25 protein-coding genes are annotated in these 23,923 nt (G+C 73.4%); 12 read left to right on the plus strand and 13 right to left on the minus strand.

Annotated elements, in window-relative coordinates; all coding sequences use genetic code 11:
- Positions 1-6: 6 nt before the first annotated feature.
- Both AB5L52_RS05405 and AB5L52_RS05410 read left to right on the plus strand, forming a co-directional pair.
- Positions 7-1,143, plus strand: coding sequence for an MFS transporter (locus tag AB5L52_RS05405; RefSeq protein ID WP_369368825.1), 1,137 nt, complete (start codon positions 7-9; stop codon positions 1,141-1,143).
- 234 nt (positions 1,144-1,377) lie between these two features.
- Complete coding sequence (locus AB5L52_RS05410; protein ID WP_351568488.1) at positions 1,378-2,025, plus strand: phosphatase PAP2 family protein; 648 nt, start codon at positions 1,378-1,380, stop codon at positions 2,023-2,025.
- Positions 2,026-2,132: 107 nt separating this feature from the next.
- On the opposite strand, the gene AB5L52_RS05415 is transcribed toward AB5L52_RS05410, so the two are convergent.
- The 5 genes from AB5L52_RS05415 to AB5L52_RS05435 all read right to left on the minus strand — a co-directional run bounded on the left by AB5L52_RS05415 (position 2,133) and on the right by AB5L52_RS05435 (position 6,898).
- A complete protein-coding gene (locus AB5L52_RS05415; RefSeq protein WP_369362799.1) occupies positions 2,133-3,068 on the minus strand; it encodes a M56 family metallopeptidase in 936 nt (311 codons plus the stop codon).
- A 3-nt stretch (positions 3,069-3,071) separates the two neighbouring features.
- Positions 3,072-3,464 (minus strand): BlaI/MecI/CopY family transcriptional regulator, encoded by a 393-nt coding sequence (locus tag AB5L52_RS05420; RefSeq protein WP_351022497.1) that lies wholly within the window; start codon positions 3,462-3,464, stop codon positions 3,072-3,074.
- A gap of 422 nt (positions 3,465-3,886) precedes the next feature.
- Entirely contained in the window at positions 3,887-5,167 is a 1,281-nt protein-coding gene (locus tag AB5L52_RS05425) for an MFS transporter (RefSeq protein ID WP_351022500.1), read from the minus strand.
- A complete protein-coding gene (locus AB5L52_RS05430) occupies positions 5,164-6,309 on the minus strand; it encodes a PLP-dependent cysteine synthase family protein (RefSeq protein WP_369362800.1) in 1,146 nt (381 codons plus the stop codon). The genes AB5L52_RS05425 and AB5L52_RS05430 overlap by 4 nt, the downstream gene beginning before the upstream one ends.
- Positions 6,310-6,439: 130 nt before the next feature.
- Positions 6,440-6,898, minus strand: coding sequence for a hypothetical protein (locus AB5L52_RS05435; RefSeq protein ID WP_369362801.1), 459 nt, complete (start codon positions 6,896-6,898; stop codon positions 6,440-6,442).
- A 244-nt stretch (positions 6,899-7,142) separates the two neighbouring features.
- On the opposite strand from AB5L52_RS05435, the gene AB5L52_RS05440 reads away from it, so the two are divergent.
- Both AB5L52_RS05440 and AB5L52_RS05445 read left to right on the plus strand, forming a co-directional pair.
- Complete coding sequence (locus AB5L52_RS05440; protein ID WP_369362802.1) at positions 7,143-8,111, plus strand: phenylalanine 4-monooxygenase; 969 nt, start codon at positions 7,143-7,145, stop codon at positions 8,109-8,111.
- An 82-nt stretch (positions 8,112-8,193) separates the two neighbouring features.
- The gene (locus AB5L52_RS05445) at positions 8,194-8,550 is read left to right on the plus strand and encodes a tetratricopeptide repeat protein (RefSeq protein WP_351023032.1); all 357 of its coding nucleotides are present in this window, start codon (positions 8,194-8,196) and stop codon (positions 8,548-8,550) included.
- Positions 8,551-8,642: 92 nt separating this feature from the next.
- Here AB5L52_RS05445 and AB5L52_RS05450 read toward each other — a convergent pair whose 3' ends face one another.
- On the minus strand, positions 8,643-9,089 hold the full coding sequence (locus AB5L52_RS05450) for a BlaI/MecI/CopY family transcriptional regulator (RefSeq protein WP_369362803.1): 447 nt from the start codon (positions 9,087-9,089) through the stop codon (positions 8,643-8,645).
- 39 nt (positions 9,090-9,128) lie between these two features.
- Positions 9,129-10,553, minus strand: coding sequence for a PepSY-associated TM helix domain-containing protein (locus tag AB5L52_RS05455; protein ID WP_369362804.1), 1,425 nt, complete (start codon positions 10,551-10,553; stop codon positions 9,129-9,131).
- A 133-nt stretch (positions 10,554-10,686) separates the two neighbouring features.
- On the opposite strand from AB5L52_RS05455, the gene AB5L52_RS05460 reads away from it, so the two are divergent.
- Complete coding sequence (locus AB5L52_RS05460; RefSeq protein WP_369362805.1) at positions 10,687-11,331, plus strand: peptide deformylase; 645 nt, start codon at positions 10,687-10,689, stop codon at positions 11,329-11,331.
- 17 nt (positions 11,332-11,348) lie between these two features.
- Here AB5L52_RS05460 and AB5L52_RS05465 read toward each other — a convergent pair whose 3' ends face one another.
- The gene (locus AB5L52_RS05465) at positions 11,349-12,779 is read right to left on the minus strand and encodes an NAD(P)/FAD-dependent oxidoreductase (protein ID WP_369362806.1); all 1,431 of its coding nucleotides are present in this window, start codon (positions 12,777-12,779) and stop codon (positions 11,349-11,351) included.
- A gap of 141 nt (positions 12,780-12,920) precedes the next feature.
- On the opposite strand from AB5L52_RS05465, the gene trxA reads away from it, so the two are divergent.
- Complete coding sequence (gene trxA / locus AB5L52_RS05470; protein WP_351022522.1) at positions 12,921-13,304, plus strand: thioredoxin; 384 nt, start codon at positions 12,921-12,923, stop codon at positions 13,302-13,304.
- A 45-nt stretch (positions 13,305-13,349) separates the two neighbouring features.
- Here the strand turns inward: trxA and AB5L52_RS05475 are convergent, their stop codons facing one another.
- Together AB5L52_RS05475 and AB5L52_RS05480 are read right to left on the minus strand one after the other, a co-directional pair.
- Positions 13,350-14,363, minus strand: a complete 1,014-nt coding sequence (locus AB5L52_RS05475) for a LacI family DNA-binding transcriptional regulator (protein ID WP_351022524.1) — start codon at positions 14,361-14,363, stop codon at positions 13,350-13,352.
- Positions 14,364-14,502: 139 nt separating this feature from the next.
- Positions 14,503-15,201, minus strand: coding sequence for a TetR family transcriptional regulator (locus tag AB5L52_RS05480; RefSeq protein ID WP_351022526.1), 699 nt, complete (start codon positions 15,199-15,201; stop codon positions 14,503-14,505).
- A gap of 100 nt (positions 15,202-15,301) precedes the next feature.
- On the opposite strand from AB5L52_RS05480, the gene AB5L52_RS05485 reads away from it, so the two are divergent.
- Positions 15,302-15,865: an NAD(P)H-dependent oxidoreductase gene (locus tag AB5L52_RS05485; RefSeq protein ID WP_351022529.1), complete on the plus strand. Its 564-nt coding sequence runs from the start codon at positions 15,302-15,304 to the stop codon at positions 15,863-15,865.
- Between the two features lie 207 nt (positions 15,866-16,072).
- Here the strand turns inward: AB5L52_RS05485 and AB5L52_RS05490 are convergent, their stop codons facing one another.
- A complete protein-coding gene (locus AB5L52_RS05490; protein WP_351022531.1) occupies positions 16,073-17,050 on the minus strand; it encodes a DUF5937 family protein in 978 nt (325 codons plus the stop codon).
- A 56-nt stretch (positions 17,051-17,106) separates the two neighbouring features.
- Here AB5L52_RS05490 and AB5L52_RS05495 point away from each other — a divergent pair, with 56 nt between their 5' ends.
- On the plus strand, positions 17,107-18,336 hold the full coding sequence (locus tag AB5L52_RS05495; protein WP_351022534.1) for an MFS transporter: 1,230 nt from the start codon (positions 17,107-17,109) through the stop codon (positions 18,334-18,336).
- A 5-nt stretch (positions 18,337-18,341) separates the two neighbouring features.
- Here the strand turns inward: AB5L52_RS05495 and AB5L52_RS05500 are convergent, their stop codons facing one another.
- Complete coding sequence (locus AB5L52_RS05500) at positions 18,342-18,800, minus strand: Lrp/AsnC family transcriptional regulator (protein WP_351022537.1); 459 nt, start codon at positions 18,798-18,800, stop codon at positions 18,342-18,344.
- 111 nt (positions 18,801-18,911) lie between these two features.
- Here AB5L52_RS05500 and AB5L52_RS05505 point away from each other — a divergent pair, with 111 nt between their 5' ends.
- From AB5L52_RS05505 to AB5L52_RS05520, 4 genes are all read left to right on the plus strand, one after another.
- A complete protein-coding gene (locus AB5L52_RS05505; RefSeq protein WP_369362807.1) occupies positions 18,912-19,964 on the plus strand; it encodes a Glu/Leu/Phe/Val dehydrogenase dimerization domain-containing protein in 1,053 nt (350 codons plus the stop codon).
- Positions 19,965-19,979: 15 nt separating this feature from the next.
- The gene (locus AB5L52_RS05510) at positions 19,980-20,732 is read left to right on the plus strand and encodes a class I SAM-dependent methyltransferase (RefSeq protein ID WP_369362808.1); all 753 of its coding nucleotides are present in this window, start codon (positions 19,980-19,982) and stop codon (positions 20,730-20,732) included.
- A 105-nt stretch (positions 20,733-20,837) separates the two neighbouring features.
- Positions 20,838-22,259, plus strand: coding sequence for an amidase (locus AB5L52_RS05515; protein WP_351568434.1), 1,422 nt, complete (start codon positions 20,838-20,840; stop codon positions 22,257-22,259).
- 89 nt (positions 22,260-22,348) lie between these two features.
- On the plus strand, positions 22,349-22,795 hold the full coding sequence (locus AB5L52_RS05520) for a type II toxin-antitoxin system PemK/MazF family toxin (RefSeq protein ID WP_369362809.1): 447 nt from the start codon (positions 22,349-22,351) through the stop codon (positions 22,793-22,795).
- A 6-nt stretch (positions 22,796-22,801) separates the two neighbouring features.
- Here AB5L52_RS05520 and AB5L52_RS05525 read toward each other — a convergent pair whose 3' ends face one another.
- Positions 22,802-23,647: a TIGR02452 family protein gene (locus AB5L52_RS05525; protein ID WP_351022551.1), complete on the minus strand. Its 846-nt coding sequence runs from the start codon at positions 23,645-23,647 to the stop codon at positions 22,802-22,804.
- Positions 23,648-23,923 lie beyond the last annotated feature (276 nt).

The following is a 23,923-nucleotide window of genomic DNA, read 5'->3' on the forward strand; positions in this document are numbered from 1 at the left end:
CGGCAGATGTGGCCGCTGTACGCGGCCGGCTTCACCACCGCCTTCGGCGCGCACGGGATCGCCGCCAGCCTCGGCGCACACGCCGAGGGCGCGGTCACCTCGCTGCTCGTACTCGGCGGCCTGCTCGCGCTGTACGACGGTGCCGAGGTGCTGCTCAAGCCGGTGTTCGGCACGCTCGCCGACCGGATCGGCGCACGCCCGGTCCTGCTCGGCGGACTGATCGCCTTCGCTGCCGCCTCCGCCGTGTACGCCGTCGCGGACAGCCCCGGCTGGCTGTGGGCCGCCCGCCTCGGCCAGGGCGCCGCAGCCTCCGCCTTCTCCCCGGCGGCATCCGCGCTGGTGGCCCGCCTCAACCCGGCGGCCAAGCACGGGCGGGCCTTCGGCAGTTACGGCTTCTACAAGTCGATCGGCTACACCCTCGGTCCGCTGCTGGGCGGGGTGGTGGTGTGGGCCGGCGGGCTGCGGCTGCTGTTCCTGGTCCTGGCGGTGCTCGGTGCGGCGGTCGCCGTGTGGGCGGCGCTCGCCGTCCCGGTCGTACCACCGCTGCCCAGGGCCCGGCAGACGGTGCTGGACCTGGCCCGGCGGCTGGCCGACCCGGCCTTCCTCGTCCCGACGTCCGCGCTGGCGGCGGCGACCGCCGCCCTGTCGGTCGGGGTGGGGTTCCTGCCGGTCTCGGGCCGGGTGGCCGGACTCGGCACGGTGGCCACGGGCGCGGCCGTGTCGCTGCTGGCCGCCTGCGCGGCCGTGGTCCAGCCGCGGGCCGGGCGAGCCCTGGACGACGGACGCCTCACGACCCGGTCCGGCATCACGGCGGGACTGCTGCTCACCGCCGCCGGGCTGGGCTGCGCGATGCTGCCCGGCCTGACCGGCATCCTCACCGGCGCCGCCCTGATCGGCGCCGGAACCGGTCTGATCACCCCGCTCGGCTTCGCCGCCCTGGCCTCGTCGACACCGCAGGAACGCCTGGGCCAGACCATGGGCGCCGCCGAACTCGGCCGCGAACTCGGCGACGCGGGCGGCCCGTTGCTCGTCGCGACTGTCGCCACCCTCACCACCCTCGCCCACGGCTACGCCGTTCTCGGCATCATCCTCGCACTCGGCCCCGCACTCACTGCCGTACGGCGCCGCCCGTCTCGAAGGTGAACGCCCTGCCGCTCGCCGAGTGAAGCGGATAGGCGAGTCGCCCGCGCCGCAGGACCGCAGCGACGTCACCGGCCTCCGCCTCGTGAGCATCACTTCTACAACATGTAGTAGATTGGGCTGACGGCCACCACCTGTTCACCGTGATGACACCAGCATGCCATCGCGGGCGTGGGGATTGACCGGCGGCGCCGGGCCGTTCCGCGTCGCCTCGTGCTCACCTGGAAGGACGTGTCCATGACCGCGGCCGCCACCGCTCAACTGGCCTTCGACGGATCCGGTATCGACGGCTCGTTGTTCACCTCCGTCACCGGCTTCGCCCGCGACACCAAGTGGCTCAACACACCGATGGAGCTGTGGACCAACCTCGGCCTGGGTGTGTTCGCGGTCCTCATGGTCATGGGCTGGTGGAAGGCTCGCCACCGCGGCGACCGTGCGATGACCGTCGCCCTGGCCGCACCGGTCGCCGTCCTGACCGCCTTCGCCGCCGCCGAGGTGGTCAAGAAGATCGTGGGCGAGGTGCGGCCCTGCCGGTCGATGCCCCACGCCTACCTGGTCGACTCCTGCCCGGCGCCGTCGGACTACGCCTTCCCCAGCGGCCACTCCACGGTCGCCGCCGCGACCGTGGCCGCCCTCTTCCTGCTGGACCGCCGCCTGAGCGCCATCGCCGCCGTGTTCGCCGTCGTAGAAGGCTTCTCCCGGGTCTACGTCGGCGCCCACTACCCGCACGACGTCCTCGGCTCCGCGATCCTCGCCCTTCCGGTCGCCTACCTCACCAGCCTGGCCCTGCGCCGCTGGGCCACCCCACTGGTCGCGGCCCTGACCCGCGGCGCGCTGCGCCCGGTGCTGACCGCCGAACCCGCCACCGCCCCGCACGCCCGGTAATCAGCAACGCGCCGAACACACTCCTCGCCGAGGGCGGGACCGAAGACCGGCCCCGCCCGCATGGCACACACTCGGACCACTGTGGGCCCCCCTCTCCGTCGAACCCGTCACCGCGTACGCAGGTGCGCCCCGGCGGCGTGGGCGTGCATCGCGGCCTCGAACAGTCGCTCCGTGTCGTGCGCGGTGACCGCCAGGCTCGCACAGCACGCCGCCATCAGTGCCGCGAACGCCGCCGTCACACCGTTGCGGCGGCGCACCGGCGGAGCCAGCAGCGCTCGGACACGTTGGGGCACCGGCCCCCCGGTGGCGGCCAGCGCCGCCTTCCTGGCCCGGCTCGACGCCAGGGCCGCCCGCGCGATCGCCCGCGCCACCAGCGGCCGGTCCCCGACCATGGCCGCGGCCTCCTCGTCCGCCCACCGCTCCACGGCAAACGCTCCGGCCCGCTCCACGGGCCGGACCAGCGGATCCACCGCCGCCGCCAGATGGAGCAGCAGCGAGAACAGGTGGTGGCGATGGCGCAGATGCGCCCGTTCATGGGCGAGCAGAGCCCGCCGCTCCGGCTCGTCCAGCACCCGCAGCATCCCGGAGGAAACGACCACCCGTCCCGGCATGCCCAGCACGGCGAACGCCGCCGGCACCGGGTCATCGACCACCGCCAGATCCCCGCCCGCGGCGACCTCCCGGCACTCCCGCCAGGCATCGACCAGCGCCCGCCCCCGGCGCCAGGACGCCACGGTCAGACTCACCACCACGACCAGGACCACCCCGGCGCACACCGCGGCGATCTTCCGGCTCACCGGATCCTCCGCCGCCAGCACGCTCACCGACCACGGTCCTTGCTCGGCCACCAGCGGCACCTGGCCTATCGCGGTGAACGCCAGAATCGCCATCTCGGTCACCCACGTACCGGCCGCCACGACCGCCGCGCACACCATCGCCCACGCCCCGGCACTCGGCGGCATCCGGCGCCCCACCCTCGGGGCGACAAGCGCCAGCACCGCGCTCACCAGCAGCGGCAGATACATCGGCACCGGCCAGAACACGCCTCACCCCCGGTCGGGGAAGTCACCGTGCAGCAGCTGTTCCAGCAGTTGCTCGTCCTCAGCCGACAGCTCCGACACGAACCGGGCCAGCACCGCCGCGCGGTCCCCGCCCTCGTCGAGCAGCGAGTGCATGCCCGCCGCCGCGTGCCCGGCCTGGTCGTCCACGGGCGCGTAGACATGACTGCGCCCCTCGCGCTGCCGCGTCACCAACCCCTTGTCACACAGCCGCGTCAGGATCGTCAGGACCGTCGTGTACGCGGCACCGGGCACCTGCTCCTGGACCACCGCCGCGGCCACCGGGGCGCCGGCCGCCCACAGAGCGGCCAGCACCTCGCCCTCCAGCTCTCCCCGCGCACGTCTGCGGGCCTCCTGCCGGCCGTCCTTGCCGACTGTCACCTGGCACCTCCCTCACTGCTCGGCCAGGCCGTCTTCGACCGTTCAAGCTACTACGAGACGTAGAAGGACGGCCATCTTGATCACAGGGCTGCCCCGAACGACCGCACAAGTCGGCTGACCGAACAAATCCGCGCACAGTCAGCCGCCGGCCCGGAACGCCGTGCGGCAGCGGGACATGTGTGCGGCCACCTCGTCCGCGACGTGCTTCCGTACTCTCGGCGGGCGGTCGGGACCTTGTCGACCTGGTGGTGTGCACCGACGGGCCGGCGACGTTCGGCGACATGCGACGGCGACATCACCGAGCAGCTCGGGCTGCGACCACGTCGACGACGGTGCCGTGGCGGTCGACGACTTCCAGCAGACCACCGTCCCCGGCCTGTTCGCCGTCGGCGACACGGCGCGCCGCGCCGGCCTGCCCTTCATCATGAGGCCACCGGCATCGGTTCAGGCTCCGGCTCGGCAGGCAAGCGGCCGGAGCGGGCGAGCAGCGCGACGCATCCGGCGCAGAGCGTGCCCGTCACGGCGAGCAGCCACCAGGTCAGTTCCGGGTGGCCCAGGCGGTCGGTGGCGTCCCAGACGGCGCCCGTGGTGAGGTTGCCCAGGGTGATGCCGAGGCCGGAGACGGTGTTGTAGAGCCCGTAGTGCGTGGCGACGAGCCGGCCGCCGGCGAGGCGGACGACGGTGTCCATCTCGAAGGGGTACACCGCGGCCGTGCCCAGCCCGAGCAGGGCCACCGAGAGGAGCAGGGGGCCGAGCGTCACGGCCCAGTCGAGGAAGCCCGACCTCCCGTCGACCGTCGAGCCGGCCGTCAGCAGGGGCAGGAAGGCCGCGCCCATCAGGGAGATGCCGTAGACCATGGCGCGCTGCGGGGACCAGCGGGCCCGCGCCCATGCGGTGATTCTCAGCTGCCCGGCCACCGCCACCGCGGCGGAGATCGCGAACAGTGCCGTGGTCACCGCGTCACCGCTGCCCGGCGCCACGCGGCGGGCCTCGAGCGGCAGCGCCAGATAGACCTGGAAGGACAGTACGTACGAGCCGATCATCGCGAGGGAGAACAGCACGAAGGGGCGGTTGCGGACGACGGTCCGCCAGTCGGCCAGGACGCCGCCCGGCTCGGCCGAGGGCGTACCGCTGCGGGCCGGCAGCAGCCGCAGCTGAAGGAGCGTCAGGGCGAGGAACAGCAGGGCCGCCACGGAGCAGACCAGGCGGAAGTCGGCGGCCAGCAGCGCGAGTCCGACCAGCGGGCCGACGAACATGCCGGCCTGGTAGAAGACGTTGAAGGCGGCGAAGGCCGCCACCCGCCGCTCCCCTGCCTCCTGGGCCAGATACGCGCGCACGGCCGGGTTGAACATCGCCCCCGCGAACCCGGTCGCCGCGGACGCCGCCACGAGAGCGGGCAGGTTCTCGACGCATCCGAGGAGGCCGAAGCCGACGGTGCGCAGCACACAGCCCGCCACGATCACGGGTTTGTAGCCGAGCCGGTCGGCGAGTGTTCCGCCGACCAGGAACATGCCCTGCTGGGTGAAGTTGCGCACGCCCAGCACCAGGCCGACCGCCCATGCGGCCAGGCCCAGGTCGTCCGACAGGTGTACGGCCAGATAGGGCATGAGCATGTAGAAGGCGGTGTTGATGGTGAACTGCTGGACCATCAGCAGCCGGACGCATCCGTTGAACGAACGGAACTGTGCGGTAAGGGACTTCATCGCACCGTCACCTCCTCGGCGCGGTCGGGCGGCACGGTGACGTCGGTGCAGCGGGTCCATCGCTCGACCACCCGCTCATCGGGCCGTGCGATCTCGTCCGGGTCGGCGGCCGGCGCGCTGCCCAGCAGGTCGTGGGCGCGGCAGTAGTCGTCGCTGTAGACGGTGTTCCAGTAGCGGTGCGGGCCGTCCGGGAAGATCGCCACGATACGGGTCGGTTCCGGTTGTGTACGGGCTAGCCAGTTGGCCACGAGGGCGACGGCACCCACGCTCCAGCCACCGCCGGCACAGTGGCCCCGGGCCAGCTCCCGGCAGGCCCGCACGGCCTCGCCGGGAGCCACCCAGTGCACCTCGTCGAAGGCCGCATGGTCGACGTTTCCCGGGTGGATGCTGCTGCCCAGGCCGCGCATGAGACGCGGGCCCGCCGGCTGGCCGAAGACGGTGGAGTGCACCGAGTCGACGCCGACGAGTCTCAGCTCGGGGTTGAAGGCGCGCAGGGTGCCCGCGATGCCCGCCGAGTGCCCGCCGGTGCCGACGGCGGCGACCAGGACGTCGATCCGGCCGAGCTGGACGGTCAGTTCCAGGGCGAGCGGTGCGTAGGCGGCGACGTTGTCGGGGTTGTTGTACTGGTCGGGGCACCAGGCCGACGGCGTACGGGCGAGCAGTGCGCGCACCCGCTGCCTGCGCGCCTCCTGCCAGCCTCCCACCGGGGCCGGCTCGGTGACCACATCCACGCGCGCCCCGAGTGCGCGCAGCTGATGCACCATCAGCGGCTCCATGCCGGGGTCGGTGACGAGCGTGACCGGATGGCCGTAGGTGATGCCGGCCAGGGCGAGACCGAGGCCGAGGGTGCCGCTGGTGGACTCGATGACGGGGGCGCCCGGTGCGAGTGCGCCGCGCTTGCGGGCGGCGGCGACCATGTACAGGCCCGGGCGGTCCTTGAGGCCGCCGGGGTTGGCGCCCTCCAGCTTGGCCCAGAAGCCGCGCCCCGGCGGGTTGAAGGGCTCCCCCACCCACAGGACGGGCGTGTTGCCGACCAGGCCGGCCGCTGAGCGGCGCGGGGCTCCGGCCGGCTCCGGGAGTTCGTGCGCGGCGAGGAAGGAGCTGATGTCGCGCGAGGAGATGCTGCGCAGAGCTGTGCTCATGAAGTCGTCTTTCTGCGGCCCGGTGGCTGTCGTGGGCCGCCGTGCGGGTGCCGTGGGGAACGTGCGCGGAGCCCGGCGCGCCGGTTCTCCTCCGGGAACACCCGGAGGTGCGCGAGCCGGGCGTGGCCCGTCAGGTACGGCTGACGCAGACGAAACGCAGGAGAGGAACCCCGGCACAGGCCGACGGAGGCTCCGGCCCGGCGCGCCCCGGCGCGCCGGGCGCCGACGGGCCCGCCAGGTCTCTACGTGCGAGAACCAGCACGAGCAGCGCCAGGACCAGGGCCGCCGTGGACGCGCGAAGGTCCGCGGGCCGGTCGGCCGGGTCGCAGCAGGTGGGGTCGTGATCGGGGTGGTCGTCCGCGTCATGCCCCGCCGGCCGGCCCGCGGAGCCGGAGGCGAGCACCGGGGCGTCGACGCCGTGGGCCCCACTCCTCGTCGACTCGGCCCGCGCCGCGGTGTGCGCGTGGCCGTCGGCGTGGTGCAGCGCGCAGGAGATGACGTGGGCCACGATCAACAGCGTCAGGCCCACGAGGAGGGCGAGGGCCGGCCTACGCCTCCCAGCGCGCCCGGCCACCGATTCCTGCGGCATGCGACAGATAGTAAGCAGTTCACCACCGCCTGAAAGCTTTCATCCACTTTTGAGCGAATTTCCGCGCGGCGATGATCCGGCCGACCCTGTCCGCATCCCCCCCACCCCGCGGCGTTCGGGAGAACCCGGCGGCGCTCCAGGTACGGACGCGGCCTTCGACTGGGTAGATCTGGGTGAAGCCGCAGGTGACGCGCCGTGCCCTGCGGCACCACTGTCAGGATGGCCGAGCGCACGGAGGAGACCTGTGACCGACTGGCTGAGCCGCACGCCACTGGACGCGCACGGCAGACGGCTGGGCCCGGCCGAGAGGCACCCCGCCTTCGCCGATGCCGCCTATCTGCGCCGCCGGGATCACCTGGTGGCCGCCGCCGAGGGACACCGCGTCGGCGCCCCGTCACCGACCGTGGAGTACACCGAGGCCGAGCACGCCACCTGGCGCACCGTCCACGCGGCGCTGATCGAGGCGCATCGGGAGCGCGCCTGCCGGGCCGTCCTGCGGGCCCGGGAGAGGGCCCGGATCCCGGGGGACCGGATTCCGCAGCACGAGGAGATCTCCGACCACCTCCAGGTGCTGACCGGCTTCCGGTTCACACTGGCCGGCGGGATCGTGCCGAACAAGCGGTTCCTGGGATCCATGGCCGACGGGTACTTCCACGCGGTGCAGTACGTCCGCCACCCGGCGATGCCCTTGTACACCCCCGAACCGGACGTCCTGCACGACGTGTTCGGCCACGGCACCCATCTGTGCGACCCCTGGTTCGCCGACCTGTACCGCACGGTCGGCCGCGCCGCCGCCCGGGTGGAATCGCGCGACGCCCTTGATCTGATCAGCCGCCTGTACTGGTTCACCCTCGAATACGGTGTGGCCTGGGAGGGCGGCCGTCCCAAGGCGTACGGAGCCGCGCTGCTGTCGTCCTACGGCGAGCTCGGCCGCTTCCGACGCGCCCGCATCCGGCCCTTCGACATCCCCGAACTGCTGCGCATGCCCGTCCAGATCGCCGGCTACCAACCGGTCCTGTACGCCATCGACCCGCTGTCCCGCCTGGCGGATCTCCTCCACGGCTTCCTCGACGACTTCGACGAGGACACCGGCGCGCGCCTCCGTCTGCCCGCACTGCACGAACGCGGCTTCTTGACACGCCCCGACCGCCCGAAGGATCCCACCACCGATACCGACCGCCAGCCGCAGCCGGCGGCCCCTGACACCCCTTAGCTCCGAGTTAGTGGAATATTAAACGATTCGGTTCCGTTGTGGGCTTCGAAGGAGGTCACGAGTGGAGACGCGAGGGGAGTCCATGTACCAGCCGGAACCCACGTACTACGACCACGGCACACCGGCCGAACGCTGGGAGCGTGCGCGGCAGTTCTTCGACGCCAAGGACTACGCGGGCGCGGCGCGGGTGCTGGCCGGGCTGGTCGCGGAGGTGCCGGAACAGACCGGACCCCGGCTGCTGCTGGCCCGCGCCTACTATCACTCGGCCCAACTGCACCGCGCGGAAGCCGAGTTGCGGGTCATCGTGGAGCGTGACCCGGTGGAGCACTACGCCCGGCTGTTGCTGGGCCGTACGCTCCAGCGGCAGGCCCGGCACGAGGAGGCGGAGCGGCAGCTGCGGATCGCCTCGGCGCTCGCCGGGGACTTCCCGCAGGAGTGAGCCTCACTGCGACGGTCGTACCGTCCGGGTGACGGGACGAGCGGTGGCGGCGGTGGCGGCGGTGGCAGGAAGACGAAGACCCCCATGGCCGGTCAGTCTTCCGTACCGCCGCGCCTCCTGTCCGTCGTACGGCCGTCCCTCGTGTCCGTGGAGTCCGGCGCTTCGGTGTCCGCCGTGTCGAGAAGGGCGCGCAGGACCTGCTCGTCGCCGGGTGGCAGGGCGGTGACGAAGCTGGCCAGGACCGCCTCGCGGTCCCGTTCGCCGTCCAGCAGGCGGCGCATGCGCAGGGCTGCGAGCCGGGACACGTCGGCGGTCGGCGTCCACAGGAAGGCACGGCCCCGGCGTTCGCGGGCGACGACGTCCTTGGCGAGCAGCCGGGTCAGGATGGTGACGACGGTGGTGTGGGCGAGGTCGCCACCGAGGCGTTGCCGCACCCAGGCCGCGCTGACCGGTCCGTCGGCCTCGCGCAGCGCGCCGAGGACCTGGCCCTCCAGCTCACCCTGACCGCGCCGCCGGGCCCGGCCGCCTTCCCGCGCCATGTCTCCCGTGTCCCTTCGGCATCCGCGTGTCCGACCACGCTACTTCACCGCGTCGCCACCATGCTCCTGAGCTGCGGTGGCCCTCCCGTACGTACGACGGCCCCGCCGGTGAGCGATCTCGCCGAGGACCACGTCGACAGTGAGGAACGCGGCCAGCGGAATGCCGAGCAGCGGTACGAAATAGCCGAGTACGGCGATGGCCGCGAGCGCCGGTACGAGGAGGTACGGCGGCACCTCGGCCCAGGCTCCGCGTGGGACGGGCCGGCCGAAGGCGGAGCCGCGTCCGCGCTGCCACCACATGCGGTAGCCCCACATGATCAGCAGGATCAGCGCGAGGGCCAGCAGGGCGAGGGCGATCTGGTTGACGAGCCCGAAGAGGACGCCGCTGTGCAGGTCGATGCCCCAGCGGGTGAGCTTGGCGAGGACCGGGAAGTCGGCGAAGCGCAGTTCGTCGGTGACCTTGCCGGTGGCGGGGTCGACGGCGACGGAGTCCTGTTTCTCGGGCCAGGTGCGCTGGATCTGCCGTACCACGTAGGCGCTGTGCTCGTCGGCGGGCGGCACGATCTCGACAGGGTCGCTCAGGCCCTTGGCGCGGGCCGCGGCGAGCACCCGGTCCAGGCCCACGCCGTGCTCGGCGCCGCCGCCGGAGCCGGCCGCCGTACCGTGGCCCTCGTGTGCGCCGCCGGCCACGGACGCCGAGACGGACGGGGTGGCCTGGCCCAGGGAGGTGCGCAGTGCGTCGATGTTCGCGCCCGCGTACGTCGACCAGGTAAGGCCGGTCGCGGACAGGAAGAGGAAGCCGGCGGCGGTCCACACCCCGACGGCGCCGTGCAGGCCGAGGGTGCGGCGCCGTCCGCGGGTCCCGCGGACCCTGCGCAGGGCGCGGCGGCGGGAGAACCAGAGCACCAGCCCGCCGACGGTGATCACCCACAGCCAGCTGGCGGCGAGTTCGCTGTAGAGGCGGCCGGTGTCGCCGAGGTGCAGATCGCGGTGGAGTCCGTCGATCCAGGTGCGCAGGGGCAGCGCACCGGTCGAGCCGTACTGTTCGAGCGCGCCGCGCACCCGGCCGGTGTAGGGGTCGACGAATACGGCGAGGGTGCGTTCGGGGTCGACGCCTTTGACGCCGGAGAGCAGCACGCGGGTGGTGGCGCCGGCCTCGGGTGCGGGGCGTACGGCCGCGACGGTGCCCTCGGGATGGGCCTTGCGGGCGGCCGCGACCTGGGTGGACAGGGGCAGTTCGGTCCGCTCGACGGGGACGGTCAGCTCATGGCCGTAGAGGAGTTTCTCGGCCTGGAACGAGCCCGCGTACAGCAGTCCGGTGACGGCGGCGACCAGCAGGAAGGGGGCGACGAACACGCCGGCGTAGAAGTGCAGGCGCAGGACGAGCGGGCGCAGGGGTGCCCAGCGGCCGCGGGCCGCGGGTGGGGACGCCTCGGCCGGGGCGGTGGAGGGAGCGGTGGTCATGGAGAGGCTGCTCCGGGGGCTCGGTGCGGAAGAGCTGGCGGTCCAGTGGTCGGACCGCGAAGGGGCTGAGTTCCCCGGGGTGTTGGTGAGCTGTGCCACAGGGGCGGAGGGGGTGGCATGGCATCCTGACGCGATGGCACCTCCCCGTGATCACGCACCGCTCGCCGAGCGGGTCGAGGAACTCCTCGCCGCCGGCGGCCCCCTGCCCATCGTCGCCGCCGGGCAGCCGGTACTGCGGCGCGCCACCGAGCCGTACGAGGGCCAGCTCGGTCCCGCCCTGCTCGCCCGCTTCGTCGACGCCCTGCGCGAGACCATGCACGCCGCGCCCGGCGTCGGCCTCGCCGCACCGCAGGTCGGCGTACCCCTGCGGATCGCGGTCATCGAGGACCCGGCGCCGGTGCCCGAGGAGGTCGCGGTGGTCCGGGGCCGGGTCCCGCAGCCGTTCCGTGTCCTGGTCAACCCGGTGTACGAGCCGGTGGGCACCGCCCGTGCCGCGTTCTTCGAGGGCTGCCTGAGCGTGCCGGGCTGGCAGGCCGTGGTCGCCCGGCACGCCGAGGTGCGGCTGCGCGGCGCGGACGAGCACGGCCGCGTACTGGACGAGCTGTTCACCGGGTGGCCCGCCCGGATCGTCCAGCACGAGACGGACCACCTGGACGGCACGCTCTATCTGGACCGCGCCGAACCGCGCTCCCTGTCCACGAACGAGGCGGTCACCGCGCTCTGGAACCAGCCGACCCCGCAGGCGGCGGCCGACGCCCTCGGCTTCGAATTGCCGTAACTTCCTTTCATCAACGGTCAGTTGTCGCGGTAGGCCTCCAGCAGCCGCAGCCACACCTCGCTCAGCGTCGGATACGACGGGACCGCGTGCCACAGCCGGCTGACCGGGACCCGGCCGGCGACGGCGACGGTGGCGGAGTGGATGAGTTCGCCGACGCCGGGGCCGACGAAGGTGACGCCGCGCAGGATCTCGTCCTCCAGGTCGACCACCATGCGGGCGCGGCCCTGGTAGCCGTCTGCGTACAGACCGGCGCCCGCGACGGAGGAGAACGCGACGTCGACGGCGCGGACCCGGTGGCCGGCCTGTTCGGCCTCGGCGAGGGAGAGGCCGACGGCGGCGGCCTCGGGGTCGGTGAAGACGACCTGGGGTACGGCATGGTGGTCGGCGGTGGCCACGTGCGCGCCCCAGGACTCGTCCAGCACGGGGTCGCCGGCCGCGCGGGCGGCGATGGCGGCGCCCGCGACCCGGGCCTGGTACTTGCCCTGGTGGGTGAGGAGGGCGCGGTGGTTGACGTCGCCGACCGCGTACAGCCAGTCGGTGCCGGTGACGCGCAGGGTGTCGTCGACGTCCAGCCAGGAGCCGGGTGCCAGGCCGACGGTGTCGAGGCCGATGTCGTCGGTGTGCGGGACACGGCCGGTGGCGAAGAGGATCTCGTCGGCCTCCAGCCGGTCGCCTGCCGTGGTGGTCACCACGACGGTGCCGTTCTCGCGGGTGACGGACTCCACGGAGGTGCCGGTGCGGACGTCGGCGCCCGCCTCGGTGAGCGCCTCGGCGACCAGTTCCCCGGCGAACGGCTCCATCCGGTTCAGCAGGCCCTTGCCGCGGACCAGGAGGGTGACCCGGGAGCCCAGGGCCTGCCAGGCGGTGGCCATCTCGGTGGCGACGACACCACCGCCGACGACGATCAGCCGGCCCGGGGCGGCCTTGCCGCTGGTGGCCTCGCGGCTGGTCCAGGGCCTCACCTCGGCGAGGCCGGGCAGATCGGGCAGCTGGGCGCGGGTGCCGGTGGCGACGGCGACGGCGTGCCGGGCGGTGAGGGCCGTGACCGTGCCGTCGGGGGCGGTCACGGTGACCGTGCCGGGGCCGGCGAGCCGCCCGTGGCCGCGGTACAGGTCGGCGCCGATGCCGTGCAACCAGGCGACCTGGCCGTCGTCCTTCCAGTGCGAGGTGTACTCGTCCCGGCGGGCGAGGACTGCGGGGGTGTCGAGCGGGCCCTGGACGGCCTGGGCGAGGCCGGGCAGCCGGCGGGCGTCCGCCTGGGCGATCACCGGCCGGAGCAGGGCCTTGCTGGGCATGCACGCCCAGTAGGAGCACTCGCCGCCGACCAGTTCGCTCTCCACGATCGCGGTGCGGAGACCGGCCGCGCGGGTGCGGTCGGCGACGTTCTCCCCCACGGGTCCGGCCCCGAGCACCACGACGTCGTACGCGATGGATTCCGTTTCCGTCATGGGGTCAGTCTGGTGGGTGGTGTGCGCGACGGCCACATGGGTACGCGCGCCGAACGACAGACGTGCACGAGTGGAATAGGCGGTCCGAAGGCCGTGTTTCCGCCCTCGGCACACCCCACACCAGGAAGAGGGACCCACGCCATGAGCAGCACCATGGAGCTGACCAAGGACAACTTCGACGAGACGGTCAGCGAGAACGAGTTCGTTCTCATCGATTTCTGGGCTTCCTGGTGCGGGCCGTGCCGGCAGTTCGCACCGGTGTACGAGAAGGCCGCCGCGGACAACCCCGACCTGGTCTTCGGCAAGGTGGACACCGAGGCCCAGCCGGAGCTGGCCGCGGCCTTCGGCATCCAGTCGATCCCGACGCTGATGATCGTCCGCGACAAGGTCGCCGTCTTCGCCCAGCCGGGCGCCCTGCCCGAGGCCGCGCTGGCCGACGTCATCGGGCAGGCCCGGAAGCTGGACATGGACGAGGTCCGCAGGAGCATCGCGGCCCAGGAGGCCCAGGAGGGCAGCGCCCAGTAAGCCGTGCGGCGGGTCCGGGGGCGCGCCGTCACGCAGGTGCGGCCGTCAGCTGGACTCGCGGTGCACCACGGACGCGCCCAGCACCTTGTGCAGCTCCGGTTCGCCGCCCGGGTCGCGGACCGCTCGGTCGACCAGTTCGGCCAGGTCGCGGCCCGAGGGCAGCTCGATGTGCACCGTGCTGAGGCGGGGCCGCAGCAGTCGGCCGAGCATGAGGTCGTCGGCGCCGATCACGGCGACGTCCTCGGGGACGCGCACCCCTTCGTCCTGCAGGGCGCGCATCAGCAGCATCGCGTATTCGTCGTTGTAGGCGAACACCGCGTCCAGCCCCGACTCCCACCAGTGCGCGGCGAGTTGGGCGGCGGATTCCTCGGTGTACGCGAGCGGCAGCTCGGTCACGGCGGCGTCGGTGCCGTGCAGGGCCTGGCGCACGCCGGCGAGCCGGGGCCGGGAGTAGGCCTCCAGCCCTGACTCCTCGGGCACCACGACACCGATCCGGCGCCGACCCCGGGCGTACAGATGGGCGCCCGCGCACTGGCCGACGGCGTCGTGGTCCATGAGCAGGGCGTGGGCGCCCTCGACGCGTTCGGGGCCGAGGGTGACCACGGCCCGGGCGCCGGAGCGCTTGAGGACGCCGACGCCCTGCGGCCCGAGCTCCGCGCCGGGCACCAGGACGGCGACCGGCCGCAGCTCCGCCCAGGCGCGGGCGGCTTCGTCGCCCTGGAGGCCTACGGTGCCGTACTGCACGACGGTGTAGTCGAGGCGGCCGAGCGCCCACTGGAGCTCGTTGATGAAACCGCTGTAGAGGGAGCCCACCGGGATCGCCGGGGCGGGCATGAGGACCATGCGACTGTGTCCGGCGCGCAGGCTGCGGGCGGCGGCGTGCGGGACGTACCCCAGTTCCCGCGCGGCCTCGTGCACGCGTCGGCGCGTCGGTTCGCTGATCCGTACGGCGCTGGTGTTGTTGAGGACGTAGGACACGGTCGCGCGCGAGACGCCGGCCAGGCGGGCCACATCGGCACTCGTGGGCGTGTTCGGTATCTGCACCATGACAGACCGCATCTTGGCAGAGGTGCGGGGACCGGGCGGCGCCGGGGCAATGTGGTTCACCGTTCGACGAAATCCGGGGCACCGGCGTCTCCGGCTTCCAGTGCACCGGCATGCGCGACAGCTCAGTGGGATCGCGGCGGCCGGCCGGCGATCACCGGGACGGCTCAGCCGGTCGGGGCGGCTCGGTTCCGGTCACCCGGGCGACCAGGTCGATCCAGCCCGCCTCCAGCCGCTCCATGGGCATCCCGCACTGCCTGGTCTGGTGGTGGATCACCGCCGGGTCGAGGGAGGCGAGCAGGGTCTGGGAGAGCAGTTCGCAGTCGGCGTCCGGCACGATCTGCCGCAGCAGCATCGACACGTGCGTCCGCAGCGCGGTGACCGCCGGGTGGGAGAGCCTGCGGGTGGGCTCCGTCTGGGCGGCCAGCAGGAGGTCGAGCTGCTCGGCGTAGCGGTACAGCACGGCCACGCCGAACGCCCGCAGCCGGTCCAGGGGCGGCGCACCGGGCCCCAGCGGCGGCGGCCCGCCCATGAAGTCGGCCTGCAGCGTGCGGTCCGAGTGGTCGAGCAGGGCCATCAGCAGTCCGGTACGGTCGCCGAAGCGGCGGAAGACCGTCCCCTTGCCGACCTTGGCCGCCGCCGCGACCGCCTCCATGGTGACTCCGGCCACCCCGTGTTCCGCGATCAGCCGTGCGGCGGCCTCCAGCAGCCGGGCCCGGTTGCGCGCCGCGTCGGCACGCAGGCACGGCTCCTCGGCCGCCACGCCCACTTCGAGCAACTCGGGCTCGCCGAAGGGCTCTTGGTGCGGCGGGAAGGGCGGCAGGGCGCGGGACATGAAGACAGCGTAAAGCATGGGGAACAGAACTGGACCGCGGTCCGTTTAAGGTGCTAGAAAGTTAAACGGACCTCGGTCCGGATCGTAACAGCGATGTTTCAGCCCCTTTGGAGTTCCCATGTCTGTTCGCATCCTCGCGCTCGTCGGCAGCCTCCGCGCCGGTTCGCACAACCGTCAGCTCGCCGAGGCGGCCGTCAAGCTCGCTCCCGAGGGCGCCGAGGTCGTGCTGTACGAGGGCCTGGCCGACGTCCCCTTCTACAACGAGGACATCGACGTCGAGGGCAGCGTGCCGGCCGCCGCCACGAAGCTGCGTGAGGCCGCGCAGGCCGCCGACGCCTTCCTGCTCTTCTCCCCGGAGTACAACGGCACCATCCCGGCCGTCCTGAAGAACGCCATCGACTGGCTGTCCCGTCCGTACGGTGCCGGCGCCTTCGGCGGCAAGCCCGTCGCCGTGATCGGCACCGCCTTCGGCCAGTACGGCGGCGTGTGGGCGCAGGACGAGACCCGCAAGGCCGTGGGCATCGCCGGTGGCAAGGTGATCGAGGACATCAAGCTGTCCATCCCGGGTTCGGTGACCCGCTTCGCCGAGACCCACCCGGTCGACGACGCCGAGGTCGCCGCGCAGCTGACCGAGGTCGTCGCCCGGCTGCACGGCACCATCGGCGAGGTCGCGGCCGCCTGAGCCGTACGCACCGCGCAAGGGGCCGGATCCGTCCGGCCCCTTGTCGCAGGCGCATGAGGCAGTCGGGTTCTCGCAGTCCGGTTCACGCAGTCCGGCTCCCCGCAGTCGGGTGACCGAGCCGAGGCCAGTTCCCGCGCTCGGGTGACTCCGTCGAAGAACTCGATCCGGAAGTACCGGACGTAGTGGTCCGTCCCCAACAGCCGGGCGTCAGCCCGATACCAGTCGCTCGGCCAGCGCGCTGCGTCGGTACAGGACCCGGCGGCCGTCCCGGGCGCGGGTCACCAGGCCTGTGGCGGCCAGCACGCGCAGGTGCTGGGAGACGGCGCTCGGGGTCACGGCGAGCCGACGGGCGAGTTCCACCGTGGGCAGGGGTTCCGCGAGCATCCGCAGGAGGGTGGTCCGGGGGGCGCCGAGCAGGGCGGTGAGTGCGGAGGCGTCCGGCGCGGGTTCCGGTTCCCACAGGGTCGCCGTGCCCCGGCCCGGATAGGCGAGCATGGGCGGTGCCTCGGCGCTGATCGGCGGTGCCGGCTTGTGCGCGAACACCGACGGGACCAGCCGCAGGCCCCGCCCGGCGCCGTCCACCGCGTGCCGGCCGATCATCTTCTGGACCGTCAGCACCCCGTCCCGCCAGCCGAGGTTCGGATGCAGACCGGGGAAGAGCGAGCGCGCCCCGCCGCTGGCCAGCTGTCCCGCGCGGTGCGTGATGTCGGCCTCCAGGACGAGCCGGATCCGCGGCCAGTACGGCAGCAGCGCCGTCTGCCAGTAGCGGTGCAGCAACGCACAGAGGGCGTCGAGGAGTTCAGCGACCGGGCCGTCACCGGGCGCGTCGGCCCGCCGCAGCGCGCCGGGGAGCGGGCGCGGTGCGTGCGCGGCACGCAGGTCGCGCCGTACGACCTCCGGGGGTGTGGCCCGTACGACGGTCAGCTCCTCGTCGAGCGTGGGGGCGTAGGCGAGGGGCCGGGGTGTCAGGAAGTCGGGCAGGGCGAGGGCCGGGCCGACCAGGGCCGACAGCAGGGGCAGGTCGGCGGGGGCGAGGGCGGCGAGCACGGTACCGCGCCAGCCGCGGTGCAGGGGGTGCAGGGCCGGGGCACGCAGGACGCGCAGGCTCTCCATCAGCTCGCCGAGCGGGGAGATGGCGAACCGGGTGTCGGCGAGGTCGTCGACCCCGAGCCGGAAGCTGATCATTGAGCCCCCGTCTACATCCTTCGCCAACTGTTCGCGCAGGGCGTGGACTTCGGCACATGACGGATCACCACACCGGGCAGCGTACCCCGCCTGCGCCCGGATCCTCCCGGCTCGTCGCGCTGCTGACGCTGGCCTGCGGGGTCGCGGTCGGCAACGTGTACTTCCCGCAGGCCGTCGCCCCGCTCGTGGCGGCGGGCCTCGGCGTCTCCCCCGGTACGGCGGCCGGGGTCGTGACGGCGACCCAGTTCGGCTATGCGGCGGGTATCTTCCTGCTCGTCCCGCTCGGCGACCGGCTCCCGCCCCGCCCGCTGCTGGTCACCCTGCTCACCGTGACCGGCGCCGGCCTGTGCGCCGCTGCCGCCGCGCCCGCGTTGCCACCGCTGCTCGTGGCGAGCGCGCTGGTCGGCGTGGCCACGGTGGCCGCCCCGCTGGCCGGCCCGCTGGCCGCCGGGCTGGTCCCGGCCGAGCGGCGGGGCGTGGTCGGCGGCACGCTGCTGAGCGGTTCCCTCGCCGGCATGCTGCTCTCCCGCACGGCCGGCGGCGCCCTGGGCGACCGCATGGGCTGGCGGGCTCCATACGTCCTGGCGGCCCTGCTGACCTTCCTGGTCGCGCTGCTCCTGGCCCGCACGCTCCCGTCCGCCGCCCCGCCGTCCCGGCAGCGTTACGCCCGCCTGCTGGCCGAGCCCGTCCGCCTCCTGTGCACCGAACCGGCCCTGCGCCGCTCCTCCTTCTACCAGGCGACGGTGTTCGCCGGCTTCTCCGCCGCCTGGACCGGGGTGGCGCTGCTGCTGACGGGTCCGGGGTACGGGCTCGGCGCAGCCGCAGTCGGGCTGCTCGCGCTGGTCAACGCGGTGACCATGGTCGTGACGCCGGTCGCGGGGCGGCTGGTGGACCGGCGGGGGCCGGACGCGGTGAACCTGGTCTGCTTCCTCGTGGTCCTCGCGTCCGCGGCGTTCCTCGCCCTCGGCGGCCTGGGCGGCACCCCCGGTCTGCTGTCCCTGGTGATCGGCACGCTGCTGCTGGACGTCGGCATGCAGTCCGGCATGGTCGCCAACCAGGTGCGTGTCTACGCCCTCGCCGCGGACATCCGCAGCCGCCTCAACACCGCCTACATGACCTGCGCCTACCTGGGCGGCAGCCTCGGTTCCTGGCTCGCCGCCCGCGCGTACACGTGGGCAGGCTGGTCCGGGGTGTGCGCTCTGGTCGCGCTGCTGACGGCGCTGGGCCTGGCACGGCACCTCGGAGCACGGTCCGGCCGCCGACCGGCACCCCGGACTCCCTTCTGAGTGGTTCAGGACGGCAGAGACGGCGGCGTGGTGTTGCTGACCTGCTGGAAGATCATCGAAGTGCGGAAGCCGGTGATCTCGGCGCGCTTGCTGAGACGGTCGACGAGGAAGGCGTGCAGCCGGTCGAGATCCTGTACGGCGACATGGAGCAGGAAGTCGTCGCCGCCGGAGAGCACGAAGACATGGAGGACCTCCGGCAGCGAGCTGGCGAAGCCCTTGAACGTGTCGATCACGGTGCGGTTGAGCGGGCGCACCTGCACCGAGACCAGCGCCTGGACGCCACGGTTGAGGGCGGCGGGATCGATGTCGGCGTGGTAGCCGCGGATCACTCCCCGTCGGGTGAGCGCCCGGACCCGTTCCAGACAGGTCGAGGGCGCCACACCGAGTTTCCGGGCAAGTTCACGGTTCGACTGCCGCGCATCCGACTGCAGAAGCCGCACGATCTCCGAATCAAGTTCGTCCATGGACGCGAACCGTACCCTCTTTCATTCATTCGTTCGGCACACCACCCACAGACGATTCGTTTGCGCGAGAGTCTCCGTCGTGTCCCGTACGAACGGAAGGAGGTCGAGCCGGTGCTCGATCACGAAGAGGTTGTCATCCGAGTGGGGCGCCGGTCCGGTCTGCCGGTGATCCTGGCCGTTCACTCCACGGCGCTGGGCCCGGCGGCCGGTGGGCTCCGGATCTGGCACTACCCGGACTGGCGCGACGGTCTCACCGACGCGCTGCGCCTGTCGGCGGGCATGACCCTGAAGATGGCCGTGGCCGGGCTGTCCAGCGGCGGCGGGAAGACGGTCGTCGCCCTGCAGGAGGGCACGACCCTGGACCCGGGCCGGCGGCGGGCCGTGCTCCAGGACGTCGCCGACGTCATCGCCTCGCTGGACGGGGCGTATGCGACCGGGCCGGACGTCGGGACCGGGCCTGCCGACATGGCCGTCATCGGCGAGAGCACCCCGCATGTGTTCTGCCGGCCCGAGGCCTCGGGCGGCAGCGGCGACTCGTCCCCGCACACCGCGCTGGGCACGCTCGCCGCGCTGCGCGCCGTGAGCCGGCGTCTGCACGGCACGCCCGCCCTGGACGGCCGCCGCCTCGCCGTGATCGGCCTGGGCCGGGTCGGCGAGCACCTCGCGCGGCTGCTGGCGGCCGAGGGGGCGGAGCTGGCGGTCACCGACATCGAGCCGGGCAGGCGGGCCACGGCCGAGGCGCTCGGCGCGGTCTGGCGCAGCCCGGAGGAGATCCTCACCCAGGACGTCGACGTCGTCGTACCAGCCGCTCTCGGGTCACTGCTCACCCGGGAGGTGGTGCCGCGGCTGCGCTGCAGGGCCGTGGCGGGACCGGCGAACAACCAGCTCGCCACGCCGGACGTCGCCGACCTGATGCAGCGTCACGGCATCGTCTGGGTGCCCGACTACGTCACCGGCGCGGGCGGAGTCGTCCACGCCATCAGCACCGAACTCCACCACGCCGGACCCGACGAAGCCCGCGCACGCGTCCTCACCATCGAACAGACGGTCGGGGAACTGCTCGACGTCGCGCGACGCGGGGGTCTGACGCCCGCGCGGGCCGCCGCCGGGACGGCCCGGCGACGTCTGCGCGCCGCCTCCCGCCGGCCCCTGCCTCAGCTCTAGGGGACCGTGGACCCCATGACCACCGCCATCGGCCACTACGCGCGGCTCCTCGCCGAGCACTACACCTGGATGCCCGGCGGCGACATCGCCGCTGTCGCCGAAGGCCAGGCGCGCCTCCTGAGCGAGCGTCCCGGCCGCCCCGGGGCGGCCGGGACGCTCGCCGTCGACCTCGGCTGCGGGCCCGGACCGCAGAGCCTGGCCCTGGCCTCGCTGGGCTTCTCGCCCGTCCTCGCCGTCGACACCGGCGAACCGCTGCTCGCCGAACTCGCCGCACACACAGGGCACTCCTCGGTCATCCGCCCCCTCCACGCCGACATCCGTACGGCGCTGGGGGAACACGCCGAGCCGTCGAGCCTGGCCGCGGTGGTGTGCATGGGCGACACCCCGACCCATCTGCCGAGCACGGCGGACGTGACGGCACTGCCGGCCGACGCGGCCGGGTGCCTCGCCCCCGGAGGCCAACTGGTCCTCAGCCACCGGGATCTGACCCCACCGCGCACCGGCACCGACCGTTTCCTTCCGGTGCGCGCCACCGACGACCGGATCATGACCTGCGCCCTGGAGTACGTCGACGACGAGACGGTCATGGTGCACGACCTGATCCACACCCGTACCGGTGCGACCTGGGGACTCCGCATCAGCGCCCATCCGAAGCTCCGCATCGGCGCGGCGTGGCTCGCCAAGTGCAGCGCCGGCCTGGGGCTGGACGTCCGGCACAGTGCGGAGGGGCCGCGCGGCCTGCATGTCATCGTCGCGGTCAAGCCATGAGGCACCGCTGCTGAAGACTTCCGGGCGAAACCCCTATGGCCGCACCCCCGCGGACGTTACCGTTCGGTAGACAGTGCTCCCCGAGCCGCCCGGAGGTACTCGCCCATGACGACCGACCGTGCCGCCGGTCTCGTGGAGACGCGGCGCGCGCTCGCCGACGGGGAGGTGACCTCCCGTGCGCTGGTGGAGCGGGCGCTGGCCCGCATCGAGGCCACGCAGGGGACGCTGAACGCCTTCCGGATCGTGCGGGCCGAGGCCGCGCTCGCCGAAGCGGACGCCGCCGACCGGGAGTTGGCAAGCGGTGCGCGGCGCCCGCTGCTCGGGGTGCCGGTGGCGGTGAAGGACGACATGGACGTGGCCGGGGAGCCGACCGCGTTCGGCTGCGCAGGCGCGTTCCCGCCGGTCGCCGTGGACGGAGAGGCGGTACGACGGCTGCGCGCGGCCGGGGCCGTGATCGTCGGCAAGACGAACACGTGCGAGCTGGGGCAGTGGCCGTTCACCGAGGGCCCGGCGTTCGGGGACACCCGCAATCCGTGGCACACCGGGCACACACCCGGGGGTTCGTCCGGGGGTTCGGCCGCCGCCGTCGCCGCCGGGCTGGTCCCCGCCGCGCTGGGCTCCGACGGCGCCGGCTCGGTGCGCATACCGGCGTCGTGGACCGGCCTGATCGGCATCAAGCCGCAGCGCGGCCGTATCTCGACCTGGCCGCACGGCGAGTCGTTCCAGGGCATCACGGTCAACGGCACGCTGGCCCGTACGGTCGCCGACGCGGCCCTGCTGCTGGACGCGGCGAGCGGCAACCACGCCCGGGATCCGCACCGGCCGCCCGCGCTGACGGTCGCGGACGCGGTCGGCCGCGACCCGGGCCGGCTGCGCATCGCCCTCTCCCTCAAGCCGCCGTTCACCGCCGTACCGGCCCGGCTGCACCCGGAGATCCGCACCCGGGTCGTCCAACTCGCGGACAGACTGGCCGCGTTGGGGCACGAGGTGGAGGAGGCCGATCCGCCGTACGGGCAGATCGGGCTGACCTTCGTGCCGCGCGCCACCGCCGGCATCGCCGAGCGGGTCCGCGAGGCCCCCGATCGGGCGCTGCTCGATCCACGCACCCGGGACGCGGCCCGGCTCGGCCGGTTCCTGGGCGGGGTCCCGCTGCGCGCGGCCCGGCGCGCGGAGGCGGTGCTGCACCGGCGGATCGGCGCGTTCTTCGGGCGTTACGACGTGATCCTCGCGCCCACGACGGCCGCTCCCCCGCCCCGGATCGGCGCCCTGTACCGGCTGCGCGGGCTCGCCACGGACCGCGCGATGATCGCCGCCTGCCCGTACGCCTGGCCATGGAACGTGCTGGGCTGGCCGGGGGTGAACGTGCCCGCCGGATGCGTCGGCGACGGTCTCCCGGTGGGCGCACAACTGCTCGGACCCGCCGACAGCGAACCGCTGCTGGTGTCCGTTGCCGCCCAGTTGGAGGCGGAGCTGCGCTGGCACGAACGGTGGCCACCGGAGCCCGCCTCGACAACACGGGCCGCCTGACGGCCTTTCGCCCGTACCTTGACGGCCGTTTCACCCGTACCCAGGACCCTTGGGCTCGCGCCCCGTCGGCTCTCGCCTAAGGTGCCTGCGTGACCACGTATACCGATGAGATCGTCCCCGGCCGGTACGGCCGCCACGCGACCACCGAGGCCGACCCGCGCGAGGTCGGACGGGTGCGCACCGAGTACTCCCCGGCCCACGACGGCGACCCGGACCCCGGCGAGATCGTGTGGACCTGGGTGCCGTTCGAGGAGAACGACGGCCGGGGCAAGGACCGCCCGGTGCTGGTCGTCGCCCGGGAGGCGGCCGGCACTTTCCTCGCCGTACAGCTGACCAGCAAACGGCACGACGGCGACCGGGACTACGTGGCGATCGGCAGCGGGCCGTGGGACCGGTCCGACCGGGACTCGTGGGTGGACGTGGACCGGGTGCTGCGGCTGCACGAGGAGGGCATGCGCCGCGAGGCGTGCGCGCTGGACCGGGGGCGGTTCAACCTCGTCCGGCAGCGGCTGCACGAGCGCTACGGCTGGACCTGACGCGCGTCACGGCGCTGCCGTGCGGACACCCTCCGGAAACGCCCGCAGGAAGGCCTCCCGGACCGTCGCCCCGGGCGTACGGTCCAGGATGCCGAACACCACGTGCTCGAAGGTGCGGGCGAACCGGCCGCCGGGGCCGAGCACCGTCCGGAACGCGCCCGCCACCTGCGCCGGGTCGTTCTGGAACACGCCGCAGCCCCAGGCGCCCAGCACCAGCCGGCGGTAGCCGAGGGCGGCGGCCGTCTCCAGCACCCGCTCGGCCCGTACTGCGAGGGCGCCCGGCAGTCGGGCGGCGCGGGCCGGGTCGGTCCGCCGCAGGACGCCCGCGTTGGGGGCGGCCGCGGTCAGGAAGCCCACGCAGTACGGCTCGGCCAGCAGCCGGCCCCGGTCGTCGCGGAAGACCGGGACGGCCGGGGAGTGGATCACCCGGTCCGTGTAGCACGGGTCGCGGTGGGCGCGGTGGTGGTCGTAGAAGGAGCGGGCCGTCAGCAGGCAGGTGTACAGCGCGGAGGCGCGGCACAGGGCCTCCTCCTGGGCCTGCGCGCCGTTGAGGTAACCACCGCCCGGATTCCGGGCCGAGGCGAAGTTCAGGACGGCGACCGGGGTGCCGGCCAGCCGGCGGGCGGCCTCCAGACTGCTCTCGCCGGTGACCTCGAAGAACGGCTCCGCTTCCGCGTCCGTGGACACCGGCACCGGTACTGGCACCGGCTCGGGGCCGAACATCCGCGTACCGGCGAGGGCGGCCTCGATCCGTGCCGCGAGGGACACCTCCCGGCCGTCCGGCGTGCGGTAGCGGCCCGCCGCCACGATCCGTTCCGTCTCCGCGGCGATCCCGCGCAGGCGCGCGCTCACGGCGCCACCCCCGTCGGCTCCGTACCCGCGGCCGGCGCGGTCTCCCCCGTCGTGCTCATGCAGGCATCCTGGGCGATGCTGGTGAGACGGCGCAACGGAGTTTCCCGCACCCGGAACGGTCCGCGAACACGTACGGAAACGGAGGTGACCGAAGCGGAACGTCCGCCGGGGCACCCTTGTGCGAATCGGCTCGAGGGTCTTGGGTGTAACGGATGTCTGGCCGGCCCGACGATCGATCCGGGCCGCCGGCATGGTGGAATCTCAGGAGGATCCCGA

Source organism: Streptomyces sp. CG4 (genome assembly GCF_041080655.1).
Classification (GTDB): domain Bacteria; phylum Actinomycetota; class Actinomycetes; order Streptomycetales; family Streptomycetaceae; genus Streptomyces.